The following is a 23460-nucleotide window of genomic DNA, read 5'->3' as shown; positions in this document are numbered from 1 at the left end:
CACATGCCCTACGGTATCCGACTATTAGTATCCGGTGAACGCGCCTGTTTTACGCGCCCCGAGATGAAGGTGGAGCGCGTTTCCTATGACGTGATGACGCCATCTGCTGCGCGCGGCATCCTCGAAGCCATTCACTGGAAGCCCGCAATCCGCTGGATCGTCGACGAGATCCGCGTGCTGAAGCCGATCCGCTTTCAGTCGATCCGGCGCAACGAGGTGGGCCACAAGGCGCCGGCTGGCAAGATCAAACAGGCGATGAACCGCGGCGATCTGGGCGACTTGCAGATTGTAGTGGACGAGGATCGCCAGCAGCGCGCCGCCACCGTGCTTGTCGACGTCGCCTATGTGATCGCGGCGCATTTCGAACTGACCGAGCGCGTCGGCCTCGACGACAATGAGGGCAAGCACCTCGACATCTTCAACCGCCGGGCCGAGCGCGGCCAGTGCTTCCACCAGCCCTGTCTCGGCACGCGTGAATTCGACGCCCGCTTTGAGCTTCTGTCACCGGATGCGCCGCCGCCAACGCCTCACCCGGATGACCGTCTCCCGGCGCTTGGTTTCGGCGCCACGCCGCGCGACCTCGGCTTCATGCTGTTCGACATCGACCACGACGCCCCCGGTCGCCCGTCGCTGTTCTTCCGCGCCGAGCTTCGGGACGGTGTGATGACGGTGCCGCATCCGAACTCGCCGGAGGTGCGCCGATGAGCATTCTCGCCTCGCTTGCAAAAGCTTACCAGCGGCTGCCCGACGCGCCGCCTTTCGGATTTTCGTCCGAGAAGATCGGCTTTCTTATCTCGCTCAACGAGGATGGCACGGTGGCTTGCCCGCCAGTCGACCTCCGCCAAAACGACAAAAAGCGGACGCCGCGCCAAATGTTCGTTCCCCAGGCGATCAAGCGGACCTCGGGCGTTGCCGCCAACTTCCTTTGGGACAAGACCGCCTATGTGCTGGGCGTCACTGCCGCCGAGGGAAAATCTCCAACGCGCGAACATGCCGCCTTTGTCGAGCGCCATCTCCGAGACCTTGAAAGTGCGACCGATGCAGGTCTCAAGGCTCTCATCATTTTCTTGAAGACATGGTCCCCGCGCCGGTTCGATGAATTCGGCTGGCCAGAGGAGATGAAGGATCAGAATGTGGTCTTTTGTCTTGAAGCCGACCGCAGGGCGAATATTTGGTTGCACGACCGTCCGGCAGCAAAGGCCTTGTGGTCGCGGCTTTCATCAGAGGGCAACAAACCGGAAGCGGTTTGCCTCATTTCCGGCGTGCGAGCGCCCGTAGCAAGGTTGCATCCGGCGATCAAGAACGTCTGGGGCGCTCAGTCGTCCGGCGCTTCGATCGTATCATTCAATCTCGACGCCTTCAGTTCTTACGGCCACGAGCAGGGCGACAACGCTCCCGTCTCCGAAACAGCTACATTCGCCTACACGACCGCGCTGAACCGCTTCCTCGAAAAGGACAGCGGGCACCGCATCCAGATCGGCGATGCGTCCGTCGTCTTCTGGGCCGACGCGTCCGACGCGAACAAGGCCGCCGCTGCTGAGAACATTTTTGCCGGTTTCTGGGATGACAGCGACGAACCGCTCGGCGTCGATGAAGGAACGCAGGCGAAGATCGTCGGCGCGAGGCTGAAGCAGATCCGCAACGGTGAGCCGCTCAGAGACGTCGCGCCGGAACTGGCCGAAGGCGTGCGCTTTTACATCCTCGCGCTGGCGCCCAACGCCGCGCGCCTCTCCATCCGCTTCTACTTCGAGGATGATTTCGGCGCCATCGCAGCGAACTATCAGCGCTTCCTGGCCGACCTGCGGATCGAACCGCCGCCCCGCGACGGCTATCCGGCGCTCTGGAAATATCTGGCCGAAACCGCCGTGCTCAAGAAGCGCGAGAACGTGCCGCCCAACCTCGCTGGCGAATGGATGCGCGCGATCCTCGGCGGCACCCGCTATCCGCAGACGCTGCTCGCGACCGTGCTGATGCGCCTTCGCGCCGACAAGGACGTCAACGCGCAAAGGGTCGCTATCCTGAAGGCGCTTCTCATCCGCAATAACAACAGGAAGGATACGCCGGTGGCTCTCACGCCCGATTATCCAAGCAAAGGCTATCAGCTTGGCCGCCTGTTCGCCGTCTACGAGCGCATCCAGGCGGACGCGCTGGGGGGCAAGGTGAACGCCACCATTACCGACAAATTCTATGGTTCGGCGTCCGCACAACCGCGTAAGGTTTTCGGACTTCTCGCCAGCAATTCCAAGCATCACCTATCGAAATTGGGCAAGCAGTCTCCGGGCCGGAGGGTGCAACTCGAAAAGCTTCTTTCTGAGATCCAGGAACAGATGTCCCCGGACAATGACCCGTTTCCTGTCGCCTTCAGCGCTGAAGATCAGGCCTTGTTCGGCCTCGGCTACTACCACCAGCGCAACGAATTCTTCAAATCCACCAAGAACGGTACGCCCGTCGAGGAGACCGCCCAATGACCGCCATCGCTAATCGCTACGATTTCGTCCTGTTGTTCGATGTTACTCGCGGCAACCCGAATGGCGACCCCGATGCGGGGAACCTGCCGCGCATCGACCCGGAGACCAATTTCGGGCTCGTGTCCGACGTCAGCCTGAAGCGCAAGATCCGCAATTATGTCGAACTCGCCCATCGGGGCGAGGAAGGTCGACATATCTATGTGCAGGAAAGCTCGATCTTGAACGAGCAGCACCGCAAAGCCTACAAGGCGGTGGCTCCATACAAGGACGACCCGAAGACCGACAAGGCCGCCAAGCTCAATCCCAGGACCGACGATGAGGCGCACGCGCTCACGAAGTGGATGTGCGCCAACTTCTTCGACGTTCGGACCTTCGGCGCCGTCATGTCGACCGGCATCAACTGCGGGCAGGTGCGCGGCCCGGTGCAAATCGCCTTCGCCCAGTCCATTGAGCCTATCATCGCGCAGGAAATCTCCATCACGCGCATGGCCGCCACGAACGAAGCCGAAAAGAAGCAAAAGGCCGAGGGCGACGACAGCGTCGACCGCACCGACAACCGCACCATGGGGCGCAAGCACATCGTGCCTTACGGTCTTTATAGAGCCCACGGCTTCATTTCGGCGAAGCTTGCCGAGCGGACCGGCTTCGGCGAGGGCGATCTCGAACTGCTGTTCACCGCGCTCGCCGAAATGTTCGAACATGACCACTCCGCAGCACGCGGAGAGATGGCGAGCCGCAAGCTGATCGTGTTCAAGCACGATACTGCGCTCGGCAAGGCATCCGCTCATTCCTTGTTCGAGCGCGTCCGCATCGGCCGCAACATCGACGGCGAGTTTCGCGACGTCGAAGATCGAAGGATCGACAATGCGCCGCCAGCACGCAAATTCACCGACTATAAGGTGGAGATTGATCGCGCCAATCTGCCAGACGGTGTCGAAATCATCGAGCGGCTGTGACAGAGAACGATGGCTCCGGTTCGCTGATGGAAGAGCGGGAGCCGATACCGCTCTCCGCATTGCAGCATGCCGTCTACTGCCTTCGTCAGGCGGCGCTGATCCATCTCGAACGTCTTTGGGAAGAGAACCGCTTCACAGCCGAAGGCCACGTCCTGCACGTCGCCGCCGACAAGCCAGGCGGTCGACGCGTTCGCGGTGTGCGGCGCGTGACGGCGCTTGCCATCGGCTCCCCTCGCCTCGGTATCGCAGGCGTCGCCGATCTCGTCGAGTATCGCGCGGAGGGCGATCACGAGATCGCGTTTCCGGTGGAATACAAGCGCGGCAAGCCGAAGCCGCATCGCGCCGATGAGGTCCAGCTTTGCGCGCAGGCGCTTTGCCTCGAAGACATGACGGGGCACCCAGTGCCCGCAGGAGCGCTCTTCTATGCCGAGACAAAGCGGCGGTTGGAGGTTGCCTTCGACAACGAACTCAGGAACCTGACGCTGTCCACCATCGAGGCGTTGCGAGATGTGTTCGCATCGCGCCTCACCCCATTGCCGACGCAGCAACGAAGCCGCTGCCGCGCCTGCTCGCTCGCTGGCCTCTGCAAGCCGGAAATTGCCGGCCGCGCCGTCCGCGACTGGCGGCGTCGCACGGTCGACCGCATGCTGGGGAGAGAAAGCCGATGAAGAAGCTGCTCAACACCGTCTACATCACCACTGAGGGGGCAAGCCTTCGCAAGGATGGCGAGAACCTCGTGGCCGAGGTGGACGGCGCGGAACGGGCGCGGGTGCCCTTCCACATGCTATCTTCGTTGGTGCTCTTCGGCGCGATCTACATTTCGCCTGCGCTGATCGGTGCCTGCGCGGCTTCCGGGATAACGATTGTCCTTCTCGACCGTGCTGGCCGCTTTCAGGCTCGCGTGGAAGGGCCAGTGAGCGGCAACGTGCTTCTGCGCCGCGCTCAATATCGTGTCTCTGATGCGCCAGCGGAGATCGTCCGTTCGCTGGTGGTCGGCAAGATCGCCAACCAGCGAGTCGTTCTGATGCGTGCCCTGCGGGATCATGGGGAGGCGTTCGCGGTCGGACGAACGGCCGCCATCGAAAGCGCGGTGGATCGCCTTGCCTATATCGTCGCCCGCGTTGAGCGGAAAGACGACAGCGTCGACGCGATGCGCGGCTCGGAGGGCGAAGCGGCTCATCTCTATTTCTCGGTCTTCGACGATCTGATCCTCAGTTCCGCCTCTGAACTCCGTTGGCGCGGCCGCTCTCGCAGGCCGCCACTCGATGCCATCAACGCCTTGCTGTCGTTTCTGTACGCGCTTCTGACCCATGACTGCCGCTCTGCGGCCGAAGCAGTCGGTCTCGATCCGGCCGTCGGCTTCCTGCACCGAGACCGTCCGGGGCGGCCATCGCTCGCTCTCGACCTCATGGAAGAATTGCGGCCGGTGCTGGCCGACAGGCTGGCGCTTTCGCTGATCAACCGCCAGCAGCTTCAGGCCAGCGATTTCGTGACCGAGGAGAGCGGCGCAGTCCGCCTCAAGGACGACGCCCGTAAAGTTGTCCTGACCGCGTGGCAGGAACGTAAGAAGGATGAGCGCCTGCATCCTTTCCTCGACGAAAAGGCACCCCTTGGTCTTGTGCCCTATTTGCAGGCGCAAATGCTCGCCCGCCATCTGAGAGGCGACATCGACGCTTATCCGCCCTGGTTCTGGAAATAGGAGGCGCGCTTGCTTGTGCTTGTGACTTACGACGTCAACACGATCGAAGGCGACGGCAAGGCGCGCCTCAGATCGGTGGCCAAGGCTTGCCGCGATTTCGGACAGCGCGTGCAGTTCTCCGTCTTCGAGATCGAGGTCGATCCAGCACAATGGACTCGCCTGAAGGCGCGGCTCGAAGCCATCATCGATCCCAAGTACGACAGCTTGCGCTATTATCATCTCGGAGCGAACTGGCAGCACAAGGTTGAGCATGTTGGCGCGAAGCCCGCCGCCGACCTCGGCGGTACGCTGATCGTTTGACGAGGTATCGGCTCCGCTGGCTCAAACCGTCGGTCTTTTTTTTAAATCGGGCGCGAACCCCAAGCGTATCGTCGCTTCCCGGCCGGTTCGCGCGAGAAAGGCTCTTTGAAATCGTAAGCTATTCCTTCGGGGCGATGGGGAAACCTTCGACTCCTGTGCTGCTTGAGCCGAGGTTCGCGCTGATCGGGGGCTTTTGGAATAGACGTCAATGCGTTAAACAGGGAACGGTCGCTCCCCGTGCGGGAGCGTGGATCGAAACTCGCTCCCAATGCCGGACAGCCGGGACGCAAGGAGTCGCTCCCCGTGCGGGAGCGTGGATCGAAACACGAACCTGTCCGACAAGTTCGGGGCCGCGATCGTCGCTCCCCGTGCGGGAGCGTGGATCGAAACCGCGCGAGCTTTTGACGTTGGCTGCGACACGCGCGTCGCTCCCCGTGCGGGAGCGTGGATCGAAACAGGGGTATTGATCCTCTAGGTCGCTACATCCCTAGTCGCTCCCCGTGCGGGAGCGTGGATCGAAACGGAGATCGTGCCTTGACCCTCTCAGACCCTGCCGTCGCTCCCCGTGCGGGAGCGTGGATCGAAACTTCGGCAACTGGTTCGCGCGGTGCGACCTCGAACGTCGCTCCCCGTGCGGGAGCGTGGATCGAAACTGAGAGCGTCCAGCGCTACCAGATGGTCGGGCGCGTCGCTCCCCGTGCGGGAGCGTGGATCGAAACCGCTGCACCTCGCGCACGCCTTCGCCGCGGTCGCGTCGCTCCCCGTGCGGGAGCGTGGATCGAAACGCCGATACCAGCCCTTGGATTTGAGAAAGGCCGTGTCGCTCCCCGTGCGGGAGCGTGGATCGAAACCGCCCGCGCGAAGCGCCACCGACTCGTCGCAGGCGGTCGCTCCCCGTGCGGGAGCGTGGATCGAAACAACGGAAGTGGCGAGCGTTAAGCTATCTTCCGAGGTCGCTCCCCGTGCGGGAGCGTGGATCGAAACTGGTTGGGCGCGGTTCCGTTAGGGTCGACGGGCAGTCGCTCCCCGTGCGGGAGCGTGGATCGAAACGCTGACGAAGCCGGCGGAGAAATAGAGCTGCGCGAGTCGCTCCCCGTGCGGGAGCGTGGATCGAAACTTCTGCCTTCCTTAACCCACGCGAGCGCCTCGGTCGCTCCCCGTGCGGGAGCGTGGATCGAAACGCTTGATGGGCCGGGATCGCCCTTGAAGCGGTCGTCGCTCCCCGTGCGGGAGCGTGGATCGAAACAAGACCTTGGCTACATATCGCCATTTGCCGCTCTCCACGTGGGCGCGTCAGGCCAGGTGCGTTGCGGCTTCATCACCCGTTCAAAAGGCGCACCTGGCGCGCGCCGCGCCCGCTCGCTGTACTGTGTTTTTCCTGACCCTATGAAAGCTCTTCTATTGCCTTCAGCGCTGAGGCTTTGAGGGCGGGGAGATCGTCTCTCACAGTCGCCCAGATCTGGACACCGTCTATGGCATCATATTCGTGACGCAGGCGGTTGCCGAGGCCCTGAATCCCTGGCCATGGCAAGCCGGGGATGATGTTTTGGTCGCCGCGCTTGCGGATTCGGTCAAGGGCTTCGATAAGCCGTTGCAGACAGCGCTCGACGGCGTCTCTCGTCTTTTGCGTCGGCTAGGAAAGCGCTCTCTTCGAGACCTGCGACATAGGCCTCGATGACGTCGATGTTCTCGACGACCTGAGCGAGGTTTCGTGTTGTCTTAGAATGCGACGACGCGGTCACGGTCGATCTCGTTCTGCAGCGATGGTCTCGTGGTCGGTTCGGGCACGAGATCGACATCGCGCCCCAATGTCTCTGCAAGCCGCCCCTGCAAGCGCTCCAGAAGCCCGAAATACGCCAGCCCACGCGGTGTTCGCGCAGGGTCGAACGTCACGGCAACGTCGATGTCGGAGTCGTCGTTCTCATCGCCCCGCGCCACCGATCCGAACACGGACAGGCTTCTTACGCCGAACTCGCGCAGCTCGGCCTCCTGATCGCGCAATCTTTGAAGGACAAGACCTTTCTTCATTGGCAGCAATATAGCCCACGGAGGCTTTACAGAAAAGGTGCGAGGCGGAACGCAGCAAACTGCGGGTCATTCAATTTCCGCCGGGCCATTGCGGCACCTCGATGCTCGCGATGGCCTTCGCCAGCGCGTGGGCTTGGATCACGGCCGCCGTGCAGAGGAAAGCCCTCGATGTCGCCTTTCGTGGTGCTGGTTTCGTCCCCATGGGCGTAGAGGCACGCCATACCGAGGACATGCGCCAGCGACGCCGCGTGAATGGCGTGGTGCATGGGGTCTTGCGACGCGAACACCGCCGGATATTCGCCGCCGCGCCCTTTCGCGAATTCGAAAAGGGATGTGCTTTGAACTTCGGGCTTCGACTATTCCAAGGGTGGATTTTGCGCACCGGAGATGATCAAGCGGCGGCCCGCAATCGTCGTTTCTCCGCGCCTTCCCTACCGCGATGGACTTTGCGCCGTGGTGCCGCTGTCTACCACGCAGCCCGCACACGAGGTGGCTTATGTCGTGAAGATCGAGCTTGAGCAACCGTTGCCCGCGCCGTTCGACTTCCCCATTTGCTGGGCAAAGTGCGATATGATCGCGACCGTCGCCTTCGAGCGGCTGGATTTGTTCAGGACCGGGCGGGATGCCAACGGCAAGCGCAAATACCTGACGCCGAGGCTTTCACAGGCCACTTTTGAGGCGGTTAAACCCGGCATTCTGGCGGGCCTCGGGATCGAGCTTGAAGAATCGCGATGAAAGCGCTACATATTTCAGCGTCTGCTCGCGGGAAACCGTTGAGCCTCAAGACCGCGAAAGCGGCAGGCCCTGCCAAAGGTGATTCCAGCCCGGCGGGGCTTTTTTTATGCGTTCATCCACTTCGAGCGGATCGTCTTCGGCGCGGTGAGCACGGCCGTGCGCTGTTCCTCTGGCGCGGCCTTTCGGATCGGCGCGTCCGCCATGCGCCTCGCCGCCTCGTTCAGATCGAAGCCTGCCGCATAGAGGCCGTGCAGCGCCGCCGTAGCGTAGACGCGGCAATCCAGGCCTTCATTGCGCGTATGCGCACCCTTGGTCCATTCGATGCGGGGGAGCGCCGCCAACCCACTTCCTCACGGCTCGCTCGGCGACGAGTTCCTGATACCACAGCGCGTCCCGCGCCTCGGGGAAGTGGCACACGCCCGGCCCGGCAGTCTCCGTCATCCGAAGGCGCGAGTAGAGCGTCGCCTTGACTGCGTTCACGCCGACGATGTGAACGGGCGCGATCGAGGCGCGTTTTGCCTTCGGCGGGCGTTTTGGCCATGGCCTGACGCCATCGCCGCCGCGCCCTTTGATGGCCCAGACGCGCCGATTGAGGCGTTGCGCGGAAAAGTTCATCACCCAGTCGGTGCGATGGCCGCCCGAATCGATGGCGGTTGCGGCAATCGGCAGATCGGAAACCGCGCGGCAATGCCGCCAGCGCCGCGACAGGATCGCCTCGAGGGCTTCCCATGGCTCGGCGCGGGACGTGTCGCCGTGGATCGTCTCATAGGCGAGCGACCAGCTTTCTTCACCAGCGCCCCAGGCGACGATCTCGACCGCAAGCCACGTGTCCTGCACGTCCACGCCCGCCGTGATGATGGCCGCGCCATCGGGTAGCAGCTCGCCCCAATCCTCGGCGCGAGCCTGCAATGTTTCCGGCATGAGCGGCGTTGTCTCGCGGTCTTCGAAGGGTTCGCCAAGCTTCAGGTTCACCCAGGTCCCCTGCGATGGCGCGCGTCTATACGCGGATGGCCGAGCAAAAGAGAATGGCCCGAAGCGCCGCGGAGAAGATGAAATCAATGGCAGAGAAGTTAGAAAATGTGTCTCACCCGCTGTCTCACCATAAAGAATCTGGGAAAAATCAATGACTTACGAACAAAGTGGTGCCCAGAAGAGGACTCGAACCTCCACGCCTTGCAGCGCTAGTACCTGAAACTAGTGCGTCTACCAATTCCGCCATCTGGGCTGTGGGGGTAGTACGTAGAGGGCGTTGTCCGCTTTGTCAATCGCGTCCGAACGCTCTGTTGACCATCGCAGCTTTTCATTCGGGAGAAGGCGCGTTATGCGTTATAGTAAATTCCCTTCCCCTTACGCGCGCTTCGATCTCCACAGGGTTTCGCATGGCACTTGCAAATGGAAATTCGACCGTGGTCACCGTTTTCGGCGGCTCCGGCTTTCTCGGCCGATATGTGGTGCAGGCGTTGGCGAAGGCGGGGTTCCGCATCAAGGTTGCGGTGCGACGCCCGGAACTCGCGCCGTATCTCCAGCCGCTCGGATCGGTCGGCCAGATCGCGCTTGTCAGCGCCAACGTCCGCGACGAGACGTCCGTCGCCGAGGCCGTGAGAGGCGCCGACGCGGTCGTCAACCTTGTCGGCATCCTCGCGCCGTCCGGCCGCCAGCGCTTCAAGGCGGTGCACGCGGATGCGCCCGAACTTATCGCGAAGGCGGCGCGCGCGGAGGGCGCAAAGCGCTTCGTCCAGGTCTCGGCTATCGGAGCGGATCGGCTCTCGCGTTCGGCTTATGCCCGCACGAAAGGGGAGGGCGAGGCGCGCGCGCTTGCCGCGTTCCCGCAAACCGTGATCCTGCGTCCGTCGCTTGTGTTCGGGCCGGAAGACCAGTTCTTCAATCGCTTTGCCAGACTCGCGGCCCTGTCGCCTGTGCTGCCCCTTATCGGCGGCAACACGCGCTTCCAGCCGGTCTATGTCGGCGATGTCGCCCGCGCGGTGACGGCGGCCGTCGAGGGGCGTGCGACCGAAGGCGCCATTTACGAGCTTGGCGGGCCGCGGATCTACACTTTCCGCGAAATTCTTCAGAAGGTCTGTGAGTGGACGCAGCGTCCCCGCGTGCTTCTGCCGGTGCCGTTCTGGGCGGCGAAGATTCAGGCCTTCTTCGTTCAGGCGCTTCCGGGCGCGCCGATCACGCTGGATCAGGTGCGGCTGCTGCAAAAGGATAATGTGGTCGGAGCCGAGGCGATCCGCGACCAGCGCACGCTCGAAGGTCTCGGCGTCACCGAGCCGAAAAGCATCGAGGTGATCGTGCCGCCTTATCTTCACCGCTACCGGCCGAGGGGCGAGTTCTCCACCGGCCGCGCCGCCGCGTTTTAGCTCCGCCGCCGCCCATGCCGACGACGCTGCTGCATTTTCCGCTTTGCCCGGCTTCCCGCGCGATAAGGGTGGCGCTGTTCGAGTGCGGCATCGAGGCCGATCTTTCGGAAATAAAACCGTGGGCGGTCGCGCGGGACTTCCTCAACATCAATCCGGCGGGCACGCTACCCGTTCTGATGCTCGATGCGCGGGCAATTTGCGGTGTGTATCCGGTGGTAGAGTATCTTGCGGAGACGCCCCCGCGCGAAAGCGGTGCGGCGGCGCGGGCGCAGATCTGGCCGGGACTGCCGACGGAGCGCGCAGAGGCGCGGCGCGTGGCCGACTGGTTCCTCACGAAATTCGACGCCGAGGTGAGCCAGAGTCTGCTCGACGAGAAGCTCTACAAGCCGATGGCGCGGGGGCGCCTCGCGCCGGATCTTTCGGCCATCCGCGCTTGCCGCTCCAATTTGCGCTATCATCTCTCCTATGTCAGCTTTTTGAGCGATCAGCGGAAATGGCTCGGCGGCGATCATGTCAGCTTCGCCGATATCGCGGCGGCGGCGCAGCTTTCGGTGATGGACTATCTGTCCGAGATCCCCTGGACGGAGTTTCCGGAGGCGAAGGCGTGGTATCAGCGCCTGAAATCGCGGCCGTCGTTCCGATCCATCCTCGCCGATCGCATACCGGGCTTCAGCCCTCCGGAGACTTATGCGGATCTCGACTTCTGAACCCGCGAGAACGGTGGTGGCCGGAGACAATCTCTCCGGCGTCGTAAAGGCGCGCGCGTTGGCGGAGGGGTTCGACACGGTCGGCATCGCGGACCCTTCCTCTATTGGCCGGGCAGGCGAGGGGCTTATGGGCTTCCTCGCGGCGGATTTTCACGGCGATATGGGCTGGCTCGAAGCGAACGCGGACAAGCGCGCCGATCCGCGCGTGCTGTGGCCCGAGGTGCGCTCCGTGATTCTCGTGACACTGAGTTATGGCCCGGACGCCGATCCGCGCACTGCGCGCGATGATGCTTCGCGTGGCGCCGTCTCGGTCTATGCAAAGGGCGCGGATTATCACGACGTCATCAAGGCGAAGCTCAAGGCGGTCGCGCGCGATTTCGCGGCCATGGCGGGCGCGGACGTGAAGGTATTCGTCGATACCGCACCCGTGATGGAGAAGCCGCTTGCGCAGGCGGCGGGTCTCGGCTGGCAAGGCAAGCATACGAATCTCGTCTCGCGCGATCTCGGCTCCTGGTTCTTCCTCGGCGCGATCTTCACGACCGCCAGGCTTGCGCCCGACGCACCCGAGCGCGACCGCTGCGGCACCTGCCGCGCGTGCCTCGACGCCTGCCCGACGCGCGCCTTTCCCGAGCCGCACCGCATCGACGCGCGCCGCTGCATTTCCTATCTCACCATCGAGCACAAGGGCCAGATCGCGCCGGAATTTCGCGAGGCCATCGGCAACCGCATCTATGGCTGCGACGATTGCCTTGCGGCGTGCCCGTGGAACAAGTTCGCGCAAGCCGCGAGCGAGTTGCGCTTCCACGCACGCGACGCGGCTGACAATCCGCCGCTTCACGAGCTTCTGCGCCTCGACGATGCGGCCTTCCGCGCGCGCTTCGCGGGCTCGCCGATCAAGCGCATCAAGCGCGACCGATTCGTGAGGAACGCGCTCATCGCGACGGGCAATTCCGGCGACGCCGCACTGCTTGACGACGCGCTGCGGCTCATCTGCGACGACTCGCCGCTCGTGCGTAGCATGGCCGTCTGGGCCGTGACGCAATTAGGCGGGCTTGAGCTTAAATCGAAACTGAAAGAAAGATATAGTTCAGAAGAAAAAGACATCATCGCGCGCGAGGAATGGGAGCGGATACCATGAGCAGCCTTTTCGTTTTCGGACTAGGATATTCCGCGCTTGCAACCGCCGACCATCTCGCCGACGGCGGATGGCCGGTGACGGGCACGGTTCGCTCGCTCGAAAAGCTGGAAAAAGTAGCACGACCGGGGGTCACGCCGATCCTGTTCAGCGACGCCGATGCCGTCGCGGCCGGGCTTCAGACCGCGTCCCACTGTCTTGTTTCGGTGCCGCCGGAAGCGGCGGGCGATCCGGCCCTTCTCGCTTATCGCGATGCGCTGCTGGAGGCGCCAGACCTTCACTGGGTCGGCTATCTCTCGACAATCGGCGTTTATGGCGATCATGGCGGAAGGTGGGTGGACGAGGAGACGCCCGTAGCCGCGTCCGGCGGCAGGCGTTCGGCGCGCGCAGAGGCCGAAATCGAATGGACCGCGCTCGCGAAAGAAAAAGGCATCGCGCTCGACATCTTCCGGCTGGCGGGAATTTACGGCCCCGGCCGCAGCCCCATCGACCGCATCCGCTCGGGCGAGGCGCGCTGGATACACAAGGCCGGGCAGGTTTTCAACCGCATCCATGTCGAAGACATCGCGCAGACGGTGATCGCCGCGATCAGGCGCGACCGGCTTGGCGGCGTCCACATTTTCAACGTGACCGACGACGAACCGGCCCCGAACCCCGATGTGCTGGCCTATGCGGCGGACCTGATCGACGTGCCGAAGCAACCGCTCATTCCTTACGAGGAGGCGGATCTATCGCCGATGGCGCGCAGCTTCTATGAAGGCAACAAGCGCGTGCATAATGCCAAGATCAAGCGCGAGCTTGGCGTGCTGTTGCGCTATCCGACGTATCGCGAGGGGCTGCGCGCACTCGCATGGGAATGACGGCTCCCTCTCAGATGAATTCCGCGAGCGTCGCGAACAGGAGCGCGAGATCCTGCGGGCGCGAAAGGCGGTGTTCGGCGTCCTTTACGAGGGTCAACCGCACGTCTGACGCGGAAATGCGCTCGATCAGCGTCAGCGAGTGCCGCCACGGTATGTCCGCATCCCGCTGGCCGTGGACGATGCGCACGGGTGCGGCCACGCTAACGGTTTCGCCGAAAAGATGGCGCTCGCCATCGTCGACCAGCGTCTTCGTGATCGAATAGGGCTCGGCTCCGTAGGTGGAGGGGCGCAGGAAAACGCCGTCGCGTTCGAGCGCGGCCTTGGCTTCCGCCGGGAAGCGGTCCAGCATGAGCCGCGTCATGTTCCAGGCGGGCGCGATCAGCACGAGCGCGGCGGGCGTGGCGCGACCGGTCTCAGCGAGGCGCCGCGCGAGCAGCAGCGAAATCCAGCCGCCCATGCTTGAGCCGACGAAAACGGCGGGTCCGGCAATCGCAGCCGCGCCAAGGATTGCATCGGCCTCGTCGAGCCAGCGGCTGATCGTGCCGTCTTCGAACGCGCCGTCCGACTGCCCATGACCGGAATAATCGAAACGCAGACAGCCGACGCCGTTTGCGGCGGCCCAAGCGTCGAGCGCTGTCGCCTTCTCGCCATCCATCTGCGACCGGAATCCGGAGAACCAGACAAATGTCGTCCTATTTTCTTCAGCTTTCCGAAATCGCCACGCGATAGAGCTTATAATGCCGTCCGCTGTCGCAACGGGGAGCAATTGCAGTTTTTGGCTGTTCATCTTATGCTTCTCCCATGAGACCGAGCAAAACAGTGAGGTCCGTTCGCCCTTCGTCCGCGACCTTCGCCACATAATGTGAAATTTGGGGGCGATGATGCTCAAACGAAGCCCTTGGCCAGTCATTCTCCAGGTTGTCCCCGAGCTTTCGACGGGCGGCGCGGAGCGTACCGCCATAGAGATTGCGGAAGCTGTGACGCTTGGCGGCGGCAAGGCGCTCGTGATATCCGAAGGCGGGCGTCTCGAAGACGAGCTTGCGGCCGTCGGCGGGGAACTCATCCGCATGTCCGCCGCAACGAAAAACCCGGCCGTCATCCTCGCCAACTCAATACGAATCGCAAGGATCATCCGCGAGCGGGGTGTCAGCCTCGTCCATGCCCGCAGCCGCGCGCCCGCGTGGAGCGCGTGGATCGCGGCGCGGCGGGCGAAGCGCACCTTCGTCACCACCTATCACGGCATCTATAATCAGAAAGGGCGCGTCAAGGCGTTCTATAATGGCGTCATGGGGCGGGGCGACGCCGTGATCTGCAATTCCGAGTACACCGCGCGTATCGTGCGCGAGCGCCATCCGAAGGCCACGAACCGTGTCGGCGTGATCTATCGCGGCCTCGATCTGGAGCGGTTCGACCCGGCCAGGGTATCGGCCGAGCGCGTCCGCGCGCTTCGCGATGCCTGGGGCGTGCCGGCGGGCAAACGAATCGTGCTGATGCCCGCGCGCCTGACCCGGTGGAAGGGGCAGCGCATTCTCGTCGAGGCCGCCGCACTGCTCGGCGCCCGGGATGGAGACCTCGTTTTCGTGCTCGTCGGCGACGATCAGGGCCGCACCCCATACCGCGCGGAACTCGCGGCGCTCGTCGAGGCGCACGGCCTCGCGGACCGCGTGATCATCGCCGGACATTGCGACGACATGCCCGCGGCTTTCAAGGCATCATGGCTGACGGTCGTTCCGTCGATCGAGGCGGAGGCATTCGGGCGCGTTTCGATCGAATCGCAGGCGATGGGCTGCCCCGTCATCGCGTCGAACATCGGCGCGCTTCCGGAGACGATCGCGCCGGAACCCGGCATTCTCGCCAGCGCGGGGGCGGGCGCGATCTCCGAGACGGTGCCGGCAGCCGGTCAAAGACCGTGGCTTTTCGAACCCGGCAATCCCCAAGCCTTGTGCGATTCGCTTTCCACAGCGCTTGCGCTCGACGCCACTACGCTCGACGCATTTCGCCAGCACGCCATGGACCGCGCACGCTCGTCTTTTTCGAAGCGGGCCCTTCAGCATCAGACGCTTGCTGTTTACGATCGCCTCATTGGAACGCAACTTGCGGTGAATTTTGCGAATGCCGGTTCACGTTGAAACCGCCCTTGAACGGTCGCAAAATGCCGCGCAAAATACTTCTGCATCAATATGGCGCTTGACTTGTGTAGGGGGTTTTTTATCCTCATTTTATAGGCGCGTGCTCGGTTCGGGCACGGCCGAATTGCCGCTTTCATAAACAACGACAGGAGAGTCCGATACGCCGTCCCATGAGAGGCGCCCCCGTTAAAGAAGGGCCGCGCATTAACGAAGGCATCATTGCTCGCGACGTCCAGTTGATCGACGAAGCCGGTGAGAATCACGGAACAATTTCGAAGCGCGACGCGCTTGCGAAAGCACAGGAAGCCGGTCTCGATCTCGTCGAGATCGCAGTGAACGGGGAAATCCCCGTCACCAAGATCATGGATTTCGGCAAGTACAAGTTTCAGGCGCAGAAGAAAGCCGCCGAGGCGCGCAAGAAGCAGAAAACTGTCGAGGTCAAGGAAATAAAGCTTCGCCCGAACATCGACACGAACGACTACAACGTGAAGATGAGGTCGATCAAGAAGTTCTTCGAGGAAGGCGACAAGGTCAAAGTGACGCTTCGTTTCCGAGGCCGCGAGATGGCGCACCAGGACATCGGAATGCAACTTCTGCAGCAGGTTAAAGAGGAAACGACGGCCATAGCCAAGGTCGAACTGGAGCCGCGGCTCGAAGGCCGTCAGATGATCATGGTGCTCGCCCCGCGATAACATTCGAAACGGCACGGCTGAAAATGCGCCGGAAAATCGCGGATGTCCCCGGACTTTCAGTCCGGTCGATCATATGCGCGAACGCGTGCATGCTCTCCCAGTGTTGAAATAGTTTTTTACCTGTTGCCCAATATTCGCCTGATCCTATATTATGATGGCGGGTGAGCGGCGGCTGAATCCAGAACGGTGCAACACAAAAATACTGCAATGACAATCAAAGTAACCGGCAAAAATATCGATCTCGGAGAAAGTCTCCGCGAATACGCTCTCAATCGGGTCGAGTCCGCGCTTGATAAATATTCGGGCCGCTCGGTTTCAGGGCAGATCAGCGTCGAGAAAAACACCGACGGATTCTTTTCCCACTGCGCGATTCATCTCGAAAGCGGTCTTGACCTTCAGTCGACCGGTACCGGCGTGGATGGTTACGCCAGTGTGGATTCCGCCATGGAGCGCCTGGAAAAACGGTTGCGCCGTTACAAGCGCCGGATTAATGACCATGGCCAGGGCGATGCGGTCGCGCACCAGTTCGAAAGCGCGGGGGTCGACTACATCATTGATGTGGAGCGCGAGGCGGCCGATGCAGACGATACGCATGACGGTGAAGGGGCGCCTGCGGTGATCGCGGAAAGCCCGGTGCAGGTCAAGGCGATCTCCGTCAGCGACGCGGTGATGCAACTGGATCTCGCCGAAAGATCATTCCTTGTGTTTCGCAACGCTGCGCATGGCGGAATCAACGTCGTGTACCGGCGCGCCGACGGCAATATCGGATGGATCGACACTGGCGGCGTCACAAGCGCGAAATCGTAATGGTGCTTGATGCGGGCAGCATATGGAGGATTACGCGTGGGCCACGATATGGATCTGAGCGACCTGATAACGCCGTACGGCGTTATCCCGTCCCTTAAGGCAGCGAACAAGAAGCAGGCGCTCAAAACTCTGTCCGAACGCGCCGCCGATCTGACGGGGCTTAACAGCGTCGAGATTTTCAATATCCTGATCCAGCGCGAGCGGCTCGGTTCGACCGGCGTCGGCTCGGGCATCGCGATCCCGCATGGAAAGCTTACCAACATCAAGGCGAGCGTCGGCGTCTTCGCCCGCCTCGATGAGCCCCTCGACTTCGATTCGATCGACGAGGAACCTGTCGACATAATCATGCTGCTGCTCGCGCCGGAAAGTGCCGGAGCGGATCATCTGAAGGCGCTGGCGCGCGTTTCACGCCTTTTGCGCGACCAGAAATCGGTGGATAAGCTGCGCGCCTGCCGCGACCGTGCCGCGATTTACGCGGTGCTGACGGAGAAGGCTGCGTCGCACGCCGCGTAACCCGCGCCGCGAAGGCGGGGGTTCGTGCGTTGAAAGCGAAAGCTGGCTGCTTCGGGAGCCGGGCGGTGCCTCTTCGCAACAATGGGCACCGACGTCCGCGGATGCCGGCCGTTCGTTCCTTTCTTGCGCCCCTCTCTCGACTTGAAGGCGGAAACGCCTCGCGGCTTTCATCATATCGCCGACAGTTGCGCCGGGCCTTTCGGGGCCAATTTTTTTCCGTCGCCGCCCCTTGGCTACAGCATCGTGCCGCAAATCAGACGCGGCACGACGCTTTAGGTTTCTGTTTTCGACCAGCTTTCTGCGTCAAATCGAGTTCGATTAAACGCAGGCTGATCTAATTCACCGCCGCGCCTTCTCATACACCGCGATCATCGGCCCAAGCCCGAACAACACATTGCCGCTGCGTGCGCCGGGCACGAACAGCGCGGGCGCGGTTCCTCCGTCCAGAAACAATGCGCTTCTGCATTTCAGGCCGTCGCGGAATAACCGCATGAAGGTGTCGAACGGCACGCCGCCGTCCGAGATCGCGAAAACGACCGTCCTGTTCCTGCGAACGCAGACGCCGTTGCGCGGTTTCGCCGAAGCCTTCGCCTTTGCGATGCGCGGATGCAGCTTGCCGTCGATCACCAGCATCGGCCCGGATTGCGTCGCGAAACTCGCTTTCGGTTTCTTCCTGAGGAAGGCGCCGGTCTCCATCACTCCAGCTTCAGCCTCGCCGATGTAGAAGACGCCGTTCGGCTTCAGGTGAAAATTGCCGGGGCCGGGCCGCGTGTTCGCGCGCACGAGTTCGCGCCCGTTCTCGATATACAGGCCCACCGGCTTGTAATTCGGGTGGAACATGCCGCCATTCAGCGCAAAGGCGAGCCGCCCGCCGTGCTCGTCCGTCCTGGGCACGGCGCTCAGATAGGTGTAGGGACCGCCGTCCGGCTTCTGCCAGAACAGCCTGATCGCGAAGCGGTCGAGCGCGGCCTCGCACAGCGTATAGCCCCTGCCCTCGAAAGCGTGGGGCTTGCATGGTTGCGCCGCTGCTTCACAAGGGGCACAGAACGCCGCCATCGCGAGGAAAGCAGTGGCGCGGGTCAAGATCTTTATCACTCTGGTCACCAGAAAGCGAAATTTGATTCGATGCGGAAAGGTCACGACCCCGGGTCGTTGCTTGAGGCGGGCTGATTACGGCTTGCCCAACCACGATTTCGGCTTTGGGCATCTCGTGCGGCGCGACGGGATGCGCTTTCGGCAGGCAGAGGCGGGACTATGCCGGACTATGGGAACAGCCAGGCGCAGGGTCAAGTCCGTGCTCGCGCGCGCAAGCTTCGGATTGCGAGACGGCACGGCTTGGGCGCATCATCGTTTCGTAACCGCTCGAATGCGAAATTCAGCGACTCCCTGAGGTATGCCGCCGTGTCGTTCAGTATCCGGACCAGAGCCGCCAAACTCGCGTTCGCCAGGCAGCGCAAGCGGCACACGCCGTTGCACGTGCTCGTGTGCGTATGGAAATCGATCGCGGCGGACAACATCAGCCTGCTCGCGGCGGGCGTGGCGTTTTACGCGCTGCTCGCCATCTTCCCCGGTCTCGTGTTCTTTGTCGCGGTTTTCGGCCTGCTTGCCGAGACGGGACAACTCCAGAATTTTCTTCTCACCCTGAAGGACGTGCTGCCTGCTGAGGCGTGGGAGGCGGTCAACGCTCAGGTTGGCCTGCTCGTTCGACAGAACACGACGTCTCTTTCAGTCGCCACCTTCATTTCGCTCGGCCTTGCCTTCATCAATGCGCGGCTTGGCGCCTATGCGCTCATGAGCGCGCTCAACAACGTCTACCGGCGGCCGGAAACGCGAAGCTTTGCGCACACAAACACGCTTGCAATCCTCTTCACGCTGGGCGCGCTTGCGGTGCTCGCCTTCAACATCGTTGTCGTCGCCGCAGTGCCGGGCATCTTCCGATTTTTCGGCCTGTCGGAATTCACCAACGCAATCCTTCATACCGCCCGATGGCCCGCGCTTGCCATTATCGTGGCATTCAGCCTCGCGGTGGTGTATCGCTATGGACCGGATCGGAAAGACGCGCATTGGCGATGGGTTTCGCTCGGCTCGCTTGCGGCAACAGCGCTCTGGCTTGCGGCATCAACGGGCTTTTCATGGTACGTGTCCGCGTTTAATTCCTTCGACCGGATCTACGGCTCGTTCGGGGCCGTCGTAATTCTGCTCTACTGGCTCTGGCTGACAGCTTTTGCCGCACTCATGGGAGCAGAACTGGACATGCAAATTCAGACCGCGCTAGAAGAACGCCAATGACCCGCCCAGTTTATCCCTTCTCCGCCATCGTTGGACAAGACGAGCTGAAGCTCGCCTTGATCATCTCCGCTATCGATCCGTCGATCGGCGGCGTCCTCGCTTTCGGCGATCGCGGAACCGGCAAGTCGACCACGGTTCGGGCACTTGCCGCGCTGCTTCCCCCGGTTCGCGCCGTGCGCGACTGCCGCTTCAACTGCGATCCCGACGGGTCCAACCTGTGCGAGGAATGCCGCGAGAAGCTGCGCGAAGGCGAGAAGCTCGTCGCGCGGTTCATCCGCGTGCCGGTTGTCGACCTTCCGCTCGGCGCGACGGAAGATCGCGTCGTTGGCGCGCTCGACCTCGAAAAGGCGCTCACGCGCGGCGAGAAGGCCTTCGAGACGGGGCTTCTGGCCCGCGCCAATCGCGGATTTCTCTATATCGACGAAGTGAACCTTCTCGAAGACTTCCTCGTGGACCTGCTGCTTGATGTGGCGGCTTCGGGCGAAAACGTCGTCGAGCGCGAGGGCATGAGCCTTCGCCATCCCGCGCGCTTCGTGCTGATCGGTTCCGGCAACCCGGAAGAGGGCGAGCTTCGCCCGCAGCTTCTCGACCGCTTCGGCCTCTCGGTCGAGGTGCGTACGCCGCAGGATCTGGCATCGCGCATCGAGGTGGTTCGCCGCCGTGATGGCTTCGAGCGCGATCCGCATGGCTTCGCCGCCGCGTGGCGCGGTGAAAACCGCAAGCTTCGCCGCAAGGTCGCCACAGCCCGCGCGCGTGTCAACCTCATCGTCGTGCCCGATTCGATCCTCGAAGATTCCGCAAAGCTCTGCCTCGCGCTCGGCACCGACGGCCTTCGCGGCGAACTCACGCTGATGCGTGCCGCTCGCGCGCTTGCCGCCTACGAGGGCGCCGAAACCGTAACGCAGAAGCACCTCAAATCCATCGCGCCTTCCGCGCTTCGCCATCGCCTGCGCCGCGATCCGCTCGACGAGGCGGGTTCGTCGGTGCGCGTCGACATGGCGCTTGAGAAAGCGTTCAGCGCATGATGAACGGCGGCGGCGAGGCGGAAGAACGCTCGCTGTGGGAAGAAGCCGTCATGGCGGCTTCCCTGTTCGCCGTCGACCCCGTGGGCCTTGGCGGCATCGCCGTGGCCTCGAAATACGGGCCGGTGCGCGACAGCTGGATGGACTTTCTGAGAAGCATCGTGCCCGGTTGGGCGCCGTTCCGGAAGCTGCCGCTCTACGCGGCGGACGAGCGGCTGTTCGGCGGCCTCGACCTCGCGGCGACGCTGGCGCATGGCAAGCCGGTCGCCGAGCGCGGGTTGCTCGCGGAGATGGATCGCGGCTTCCTCGTCATCCCATCGGCAGAGCGCATGGAATCGGGGCTTGCCTCACGGCTCGGCCTCGTGATCGACGCGCACGCGGTTCATGTGGAGCGCGAGGCGGCTTCGATGATGCATCCGGCGCGCTTCGGCGTGATCGCGCTCGACGAAAGCGAAGCCGGCGACGATGAAACGCCGCCCGCCGCGCTTCTGGAGCGCCTTGGCCTTCGCATCGACCTTACCGACGTGACATGGCGCGATGTCTGCCTGTCCGATACGACGCTTGAAGAGATCGAGGCGGCGCAGGCGCGCCTTCCGAATGTCGCGGTGCCTGACAAGATCATCGCGGGCCTCGTGTCCGCAGCCGTATCGTTCGGCATCCAGACGCTGCGCGCGCCCGTGTTCGCCGTCCGCGCCGCCCGCGCCTCCGCTGCGCTCGCAGGCCGCGACGAAGCCAATGAGGAAGACGCAGGACTTGCCGCGATGCTCGTGCTCGCGCCCCGTGCGACGCGCATGCCGGAGCCGATGGAAGATCAGGCGCCGCCCGAGCCGCCTCCGCCGGAGCCGCAGGACGACAAGGAAGAAGACGGCAAGGGCGGCGGCGAGAGCGGCGAGAACGAGACCGCGCCCGACGACGACAAGGCGCTTACCGACATGATCATCGCGGCGGCCGCTGCCGCCATGCCGAAGGAAATGCTGGTGAAGGCCGCCGCGAAGCCGTTTCGCGTGCCGCCATCCGCGCCCATGGGCAAGGCCGGTGCCGAACGCACGAATGCCGCGCGCGGGCGTCCGGCTGGCGTTCGACGCGGCATGCCCAAGCCCGGATCGCCGTTGAGCCTGCTCGAAACGCTGCGCGCCGCCGCACCGTGGCAGAAAATTCGCAAGTCGATGCTTGAGAAGGCGGCCAATACCGGCCGCATCGACAGGATCGAGGTCCGAAGCGACGACTTCCGCATCAAGCGGCTGAAGGCGCGCTCGCAGACCGCGACGATCTTCGCCGTCGATGCCTCCGGCTCCGCCGCGATGCAGCGCCTCGCCGAGACGAAGGGCGCGGTCGAGCTTCTGCTCGCCGAATGCTACATCCGCCGCGATCAGGTCGCGCTCGTCGCCTTTCGCGGCACGCGCGCGGAGATCCTGCTGCCGCCGACGCGGTCGCTGACGCGCGCCAAGAGAAGCCTCGCGGCGCTCGCCGGCGGGGGCGGCACACCGCTCGCCTCGGGCATCGATGCGGCGGGCGCGCTCGCGATCAACATCCGCCGCCGGGGTATCTCGCCCCTCATCGTGGTGTTAACCGACGGGAAAGCCAATATCGCGGCAGACGGCAAGCCGGGCCGCGAACGCGCTCAAAATGACGCGAACACAGCCGGTCGGCGCTTGCGCGCGGAAGGTATCGCCACAATCTTGGTGGATACCTCTCCGAGGCCGCAGGCGCAGGCTGAGAAGCTTGCGCAGGAAATGGCAGCGCGCTACGTGCCGATGCCTTACGCCAACGCGGCCGCGATATCGAAGGCTGCGAAAATGGCTGCTAAGGGATGACAGCGTTGCAATGGGAGCGGGACGGCCTCGACTGGCCGAACCGTGCCACCAGTCGATTTGTGTCCGCCGGCGGGCTGCGCTGGCACGTGCAGGAGATGGGAAGCGGGCCGACCGTGCTTCTGCTCCACGGTACGGGTGCTTCCACGCATTCGTGGCGGCATTTCATGCCCATCCTCGCGAAGCGCTTCCGCGTCGTCGCGCCCGATCTTCCCGGCCATGGCTTCACCGAAGCGCCGCGCACGTCGACGCTGCTCACGCTGCCGCATATGGCGCAGTCGATCGCGACCCTGCTCAACGTGCTTCACGTCAAGCCCGACCTCGCCATCGGCCATTCAGCGGGCGCGGCCATTCTGTGCCAGATGGCACTGGACGGCAAACTCGGCGCGCGGGCGATCATCAGCCTGAACGGCGCGTTCCTTCCGTTCCCCGGCATCGCCTCGCAACTCTTCCCCATGATCGCGCGCGCTCTGTTCCTGAACCCGTTCGTGCCCGGTTACTTCGCCTGGAAGGCGCGCGACCGGATAACGGTACGCAGGCTGATCGAAGGGACGGGCTCTCATATCGATGCGGAGGGGCTCGTCCAGTATGGACTTCTTCTGGGAAACTCGACGCACATCGCGTCTGCGCTCGGCATGATGGCGAACTGGGATCTGCAATCGCTGTCGAGCGACCTGCCCAAACTCAAGACGAAGCTTACCCTTATCGCCTGCACCGAAGACAAGGCCGTTCCGAGCCATGTCGCGTTCAAGGTCTACAACATGATCCCCGGCTCCAAGGTCATCCTTCTGCGCCACATGGGCCATCTCGCCCATGAGGAAAAGCCGCAGGAAACGGCCGATATCGTCCTTGCCGAAGCTGAAAGATACGAGATACTCGCACAGGGCGATCTTGCAGTCGCGTCACAACCCGCCGCCGAATAGCGATGGCGGAGGTGACGAATCAC

Annotated in this window: 25 protein-coding genes, 1 tRNA gene, 1 pseudogene and 1 CRISPR repeat array; of the genes and pseudogenes, 19 read left to right on the top strand and 8 right to left on the bottom strand. The window is 63.2% G+C overall.

Annotation, left to right across the window (positions count from 1 at the left end; translation table 11 throughout):
* The first annotated feature begins 3 nt into the window (after window positions 1-3).
* From cas5c to cas2, 6 genes are read left to right on the top strand one after another with little or no spacing between them, the layout of a single operon-like run.
* Window positions 4-705: a type I-C CRISPR-associated protein Cas5c gene (gene cas5c, locus KKP04_RS05405; protein WP_215027733.1), complete on the top strand. Its 702-nt coding sequence runs from the start codon at window positions 4-6 to the stop codon at window positions 703-705.
* Entirely contained in the window at window positions 702-2468 is a 1767-nt protein-coding gene (gene cas8c / locus KKP04_RS05400; RefSeq protein WP_215027730.1) for a type I-C CRISPR-associated protein Cas8c/Csd1, read from the top strand. Before cas5c ends, cas8c begins: the two co-directional genes overlap by 4 nt.
* On the top strand, window positions 2465-3424 hold the full coding sequence (gene cas7c / locus KKP04_RS05395; protein ID WP_215027728.1) for a type I-C CRISPR-associated protein Cas7/Csd2: 960 nt from the start codon (window positions 2465-2467) through the stop codon (window positions 3422-3424). The genes cas8c and cas7c overlap by 4 nt, the downstream gene beginning before the upstream one ends.
* A complete protein-coding gene (cas4, locus tag KKP04_RS05390; RefSeq protein ID WP_371818706.1) occupies window positions 3421-4092 on the top strand; it encodes a CRISPR-associated protein Cas4 in 672 nt (223 codons plus the stop codon). The genes cas7c and cas4 overlap by 4 nt, the downstream gene beginning before the upstream one ends.
* Window positions 4089-5123, top strand: a complete 1035-nt coding sequence (cas1c, locus tag KKP04_RS05385) for a type I-C CRISPR-associated endonuclease Cas1c (protein ID WP_215027726.1) — start codon at window positions 4089-4091, stop codon at window positions 5121-5123. The genes cas4 and cas1c overlap by 4 nt, the downstream gene beginning before the upstream one ends.
* Window positions 5124-5132: 9 nt before the next feature.
* Window positions 5133-5423 carry a CRISPR-associated endonuclease Cas2 gene (gene cas2 / locus KKP04_RS05380; RefSeq protein WP_215027724.1) on the top strand — a complete coding sequence of 97 codons (291 nt, stop codon included), beginning with the start codon at window positions 5133-5135 and terminating at the stop codon, window positions 5421-5423.
* Window positions 5424-5650: 227 nt separating this feature from the next.
* Window positions 5651-6669: direct repeats of the CRISPR family, unit length 32 nt; unit sequence GTCGCTCCCCGTGCGGGAGCGTGGATCGAAAC.
* A gap of 138 nt (window positions 6670-6807) precedes the next feature.
* Here the strand turns inward: cas2 and KKP04_RS15890 are convergent.
* The 3 genes and pseudogenes from KKP04_RS15890 to KKP04_RS05365 all read right to left on the bottom strand — a co-directional run.
* A pseudogene (locus tag KKP04_RS15890) lies at window positions 6808-7038 on the bottom strand (DUF86 domain-containing protein); the annotation flags it as partial.
* A gap of 104 nt (window positions 7039-7142) precedes the next feature.
* A complete protein-coding gene (locus KKP04_RS05370; protein ID WP_215027721.1) occupies window positions 7143-7451 on the bottom strand; it encodes a nucleotidyltransferase family protein in 309 nt (102 codons plus the stop codon).
* 26 nt (window positions 7452-7477) lie between these two features.
* Window positions 7478-7717 carry a hypothetical protein gene (locus KKP04_RS05365; RefSeq protein WP_215027719.1) on the bottom strand — a complete coding sequence of 80 codons (240 nt, stop codon included), beginning with the start codon at window positions 7715-7717 and terminating at the stop codon, window positions 7478-7480.
* A gap of 121 nt (window positions 7718-7838) precedes the next feature.
* Between KKP04_RS05365 and KKP04_RS05360 the strand changes: the two genes are divergently transcribed.
* Entirely contained in the window at window positions 7839-8186 is a 348-nt protein-coding gene (locus KKP04_RS05360; RefSeq protein WP_215027718.1) for a type II toxin-antitoxin system PemK/MazF family toxin, read from the top strand.
* 104 nt (window positions 8187-8290) lie between these two features.
* Here the strand turns inward: KKP04_RS05360 and KKP04_RS15485 are convergent, their stop codons facing one another.
* The 3 genes from KKP04_RS15485 to KKP04_RS05350 form a co-directional block, all read right to left on the bottom strand.
* The gene (locus KKP04_RS15485) at window positions 8291-8527 is read right to left on the bottom strand and encodes a phage terminase large subunit family protein (RefSeq protein WP_251133926.1); all 237 of its coding nucleotides are present in this window, start codon (window positions 8525-8527) and stop codon (window positions 8291-8293) included.
* The gene (locus KKP04_RS05355; RefSeq protein ID WP_371818705.1) at window positions 8475-9158 is read right to left on the bottom strand and encodes a terminase gpA endonuclease subunit; all 684 of its coding nucleotides are present in this window, start codon (window positions 9156-9158) and stop codon (window positions 8475-8477) included. The genes KKP04_RS15485 and KKP04_RS05355 overlap by 53 nt, the downstream gene beginning before the upstream one ends.
* A gap of 168 nt (window positions 9159-9326) precedes the next feature.
* A tRNA-Leu gene (locus KKP04_RS05350) sits at window positions 9327-9411 on the bottom strand.
* Window positions 9412-9565: 154 nt separating this feature from the next.
* Between KKP04_RS05350 and KKP04_RS05345 the strand changes: the two genes are divergently transcribed.
* Genes KKP04_RS05345 through KKP04_RS05330 form a run of 4 tightly spaced genes read left to right on the top strand, consistent with a single transcriptional unit; the run spans window position 9566 to window position 13251 of the window.
* A complete protein-coding gene (locus KKP04_RS05345; RefSeq protein ID WP_215027715.1) occupies window positions 9566-10549 on the top strand; it encodes a complex I NDUFA9 subunit family protein in 984 nt (327 codons plus the stop codon).
* Between the two features lie 14 nt (window positions 10550-10563).
* A complete protein-coding gene (locus KKP04_RS05340) occupies window positions 10564-11256 on the top strand; it encodes a glutathione S-transferase family protein (protein ID WP_215027713.1) in 693 nt (230 codons plus the stop codon).
* A complete protein-coding gene (gene queG, locus KKP04_RS05335; RefSeq protein WP_215027711.1) occupies window positions 11237-12394 on the top strand; it encodes a tRNA epoxyqueuosine(34) reductase QueG in 1158 nt (385 codons plus the stop codon). Before KKP04_RS05340 ends, queG begins: the two co-directional genes overlap by 20 nt.
* A complete protein-coding gene (locus tag KKP04_RS05330; protein ID WP_215027709.1) occupies window positions 12391-13251 on the top strand; it encodes an SDR family oxidoreductase in 861 nt (286 codons plus the stop codon). The genes queG and KKP04_RS05330 overlap by 4 nt, the downstream gene beginning before the upstream one ends.
* A gap of 10 nt (window positions 13252-13261) precedes the next feature.
* Here KKP04_RS05330 and KKP04_RS05325 read toward each other — a convergent pair whose 3' ends face one another.
* On the bottom strand, window positions 13262-14038 hold the full coding sequence (locus KKP04_RS05325; protein ID WP_215027707.1) for a carboxylesterase: 777 nt from the start codon (window positions 14036-14038) through the stop codon (window positions 13262-13264).
* 91 nt (window positions 14039-14129) lie between these two features.
* Between KKP04_RS05325 and KKP04_RS05320 the strand changes: the two genes are divergently transcribed.
* The 4 genes from KKP04_RS05320 to ptsN all read left to right on the top strand — a co-directional run bounded on the left by KKP04_RS05320 (window position 14130) and on the right by ptsN (window position 17392).
* Window positions 14130-15380: a glycosyltransferase family 4 protein gene (locus KKP04_RS05320; RefSeq protein WP_215027705.1), complete on the top strand. Its 1251-nt coding sequence runs from the start codon at window positions 14130-14132 to the stop codon at window positions 15378-15380.
* Window positions 15381-15550: 170 nt separating this feature from the next.
* Window positions 15551-16072 (top strand): translation initiation factor IF-3, encoded by a 522-nt coding sequence (infC, locus tag KKP04_RS05315; protein WP_251133925.1) that lies wholly within the window; start codon window positions 15551-15553, stop codon window positions 16070-16072.
* Window positions 16073-16279: 207 nt separating this feature from the next.
* Window positions 16280-16879, top strand: a complete 600-nt coding sequence (gene hpf, locus KKP04_RS05310; protein WP_215027703.1) for a ribosome hibernation-promoting factor, HPF/YfiA family — start codon at window positions 16280-16282, stop codon at window positions 16877-16879.
* 48 nt (window positions 16880-16927) lie between these two features.
* Window positions 16928-17392, top strand: a complete 465-nt coding sequence (gene ptsN / locus KKP04_RS05305; protein ID WP_215027911.1) for a PTS IIA-like nitrogen regulatory protein PtsN — start codon at window positions 16928-16930, stop codon at window positions 17390-17392.
* Window positions 17393-17731: 339 nt separating this feature from the next.
* On the opposite strand, the gene KKP04_RS05300 is transcribed toward ptsN, so the two are convergent.
* On the bottom strand, window positions 17732-18487 hold the full coding sequence (locus tag KKP04_RS05300; protein WP_371818704.1) for a phosphodiester glycosidase family protein: 756 nt from the start codon (window positions 18485-18487) through the stop codon (window positions 17732-17734).
* A gap of 306 nt (window positions 18488-18793) precedes the next feature.
* On the opposite strand from KKP04_RS05300, the gene KKP04_RS05295 reads away from it, so the two are divergent.
* Genes KKP04_RS05295 through bchO form a run of 4 tightly spaced genes read left to right on the top strand, consistent with a single transcriptional unit; the run spans window position 18794 to window position 23437 of the window.
* Window positions 18794-19681, top strand: coding sequence for a YihY/virulence factor BrkB family protein (locus KKP04_RS05295; RefSeq protein ID WP_215027701.1), 888 nt, complete (start codon window positions 18794-18796; stop codon window positions 19679-19681).
* Complete coding sequence (gene bchI, locus KKP04_RS05290; protein WP_215027699.1) at window positions 19678-20706, top strand: magnesium chelatase ATPase subunit I; 1029 nt, start codon at window positions 19678-19680, stop codon at window positions 20704-20706. Before KKP04_RS05295 ends, bchI begins: the two co-directional genes overlap by 4 nt.
* Window positions 20706-22517, top strand: coding sequence for a magnesium chelatase subunit D (locus KKP04_RS05285; protein WP_215027907.1), 1812 nt, complete (start codon window positions 20706-20708; stop codon window positions 22515-22517). The genes bchI and KKP04_RS05285 overlap by 1 nt, the downstream gene beginning before the upstream one ends.
* A complete protein-coding gene (bchO, locus tag KKP04_RS05280; RefSeq protein WP_215027697.1) occupies window positions 22514-23437 on the top strand; it encodes an alpha/beta fold hydrolase BchO in 924 nt (307 codons plus the stop codon). Before KKP04_RS05285 ends, bchO begins: the two co-directional genes overlap by 4 nt.
* Window positions 23438-23460 lie beyond the last annotated feature (23 nt).

The sequence above is a fragment of the Rhodomicrobium sp. Az07 genome (assembly GCF_018619475.1).
Lineage (GTDB): Bacteria > Pseudomonadota > Alphaproteobacteria > Rhizobiales > Rhodomicrobiaceae > Rhodomicrobium.
Note: the sequence above shows the minus strand (reverse complement) of the source record. Positions and strands in the feature narration are given on the sequence as shown.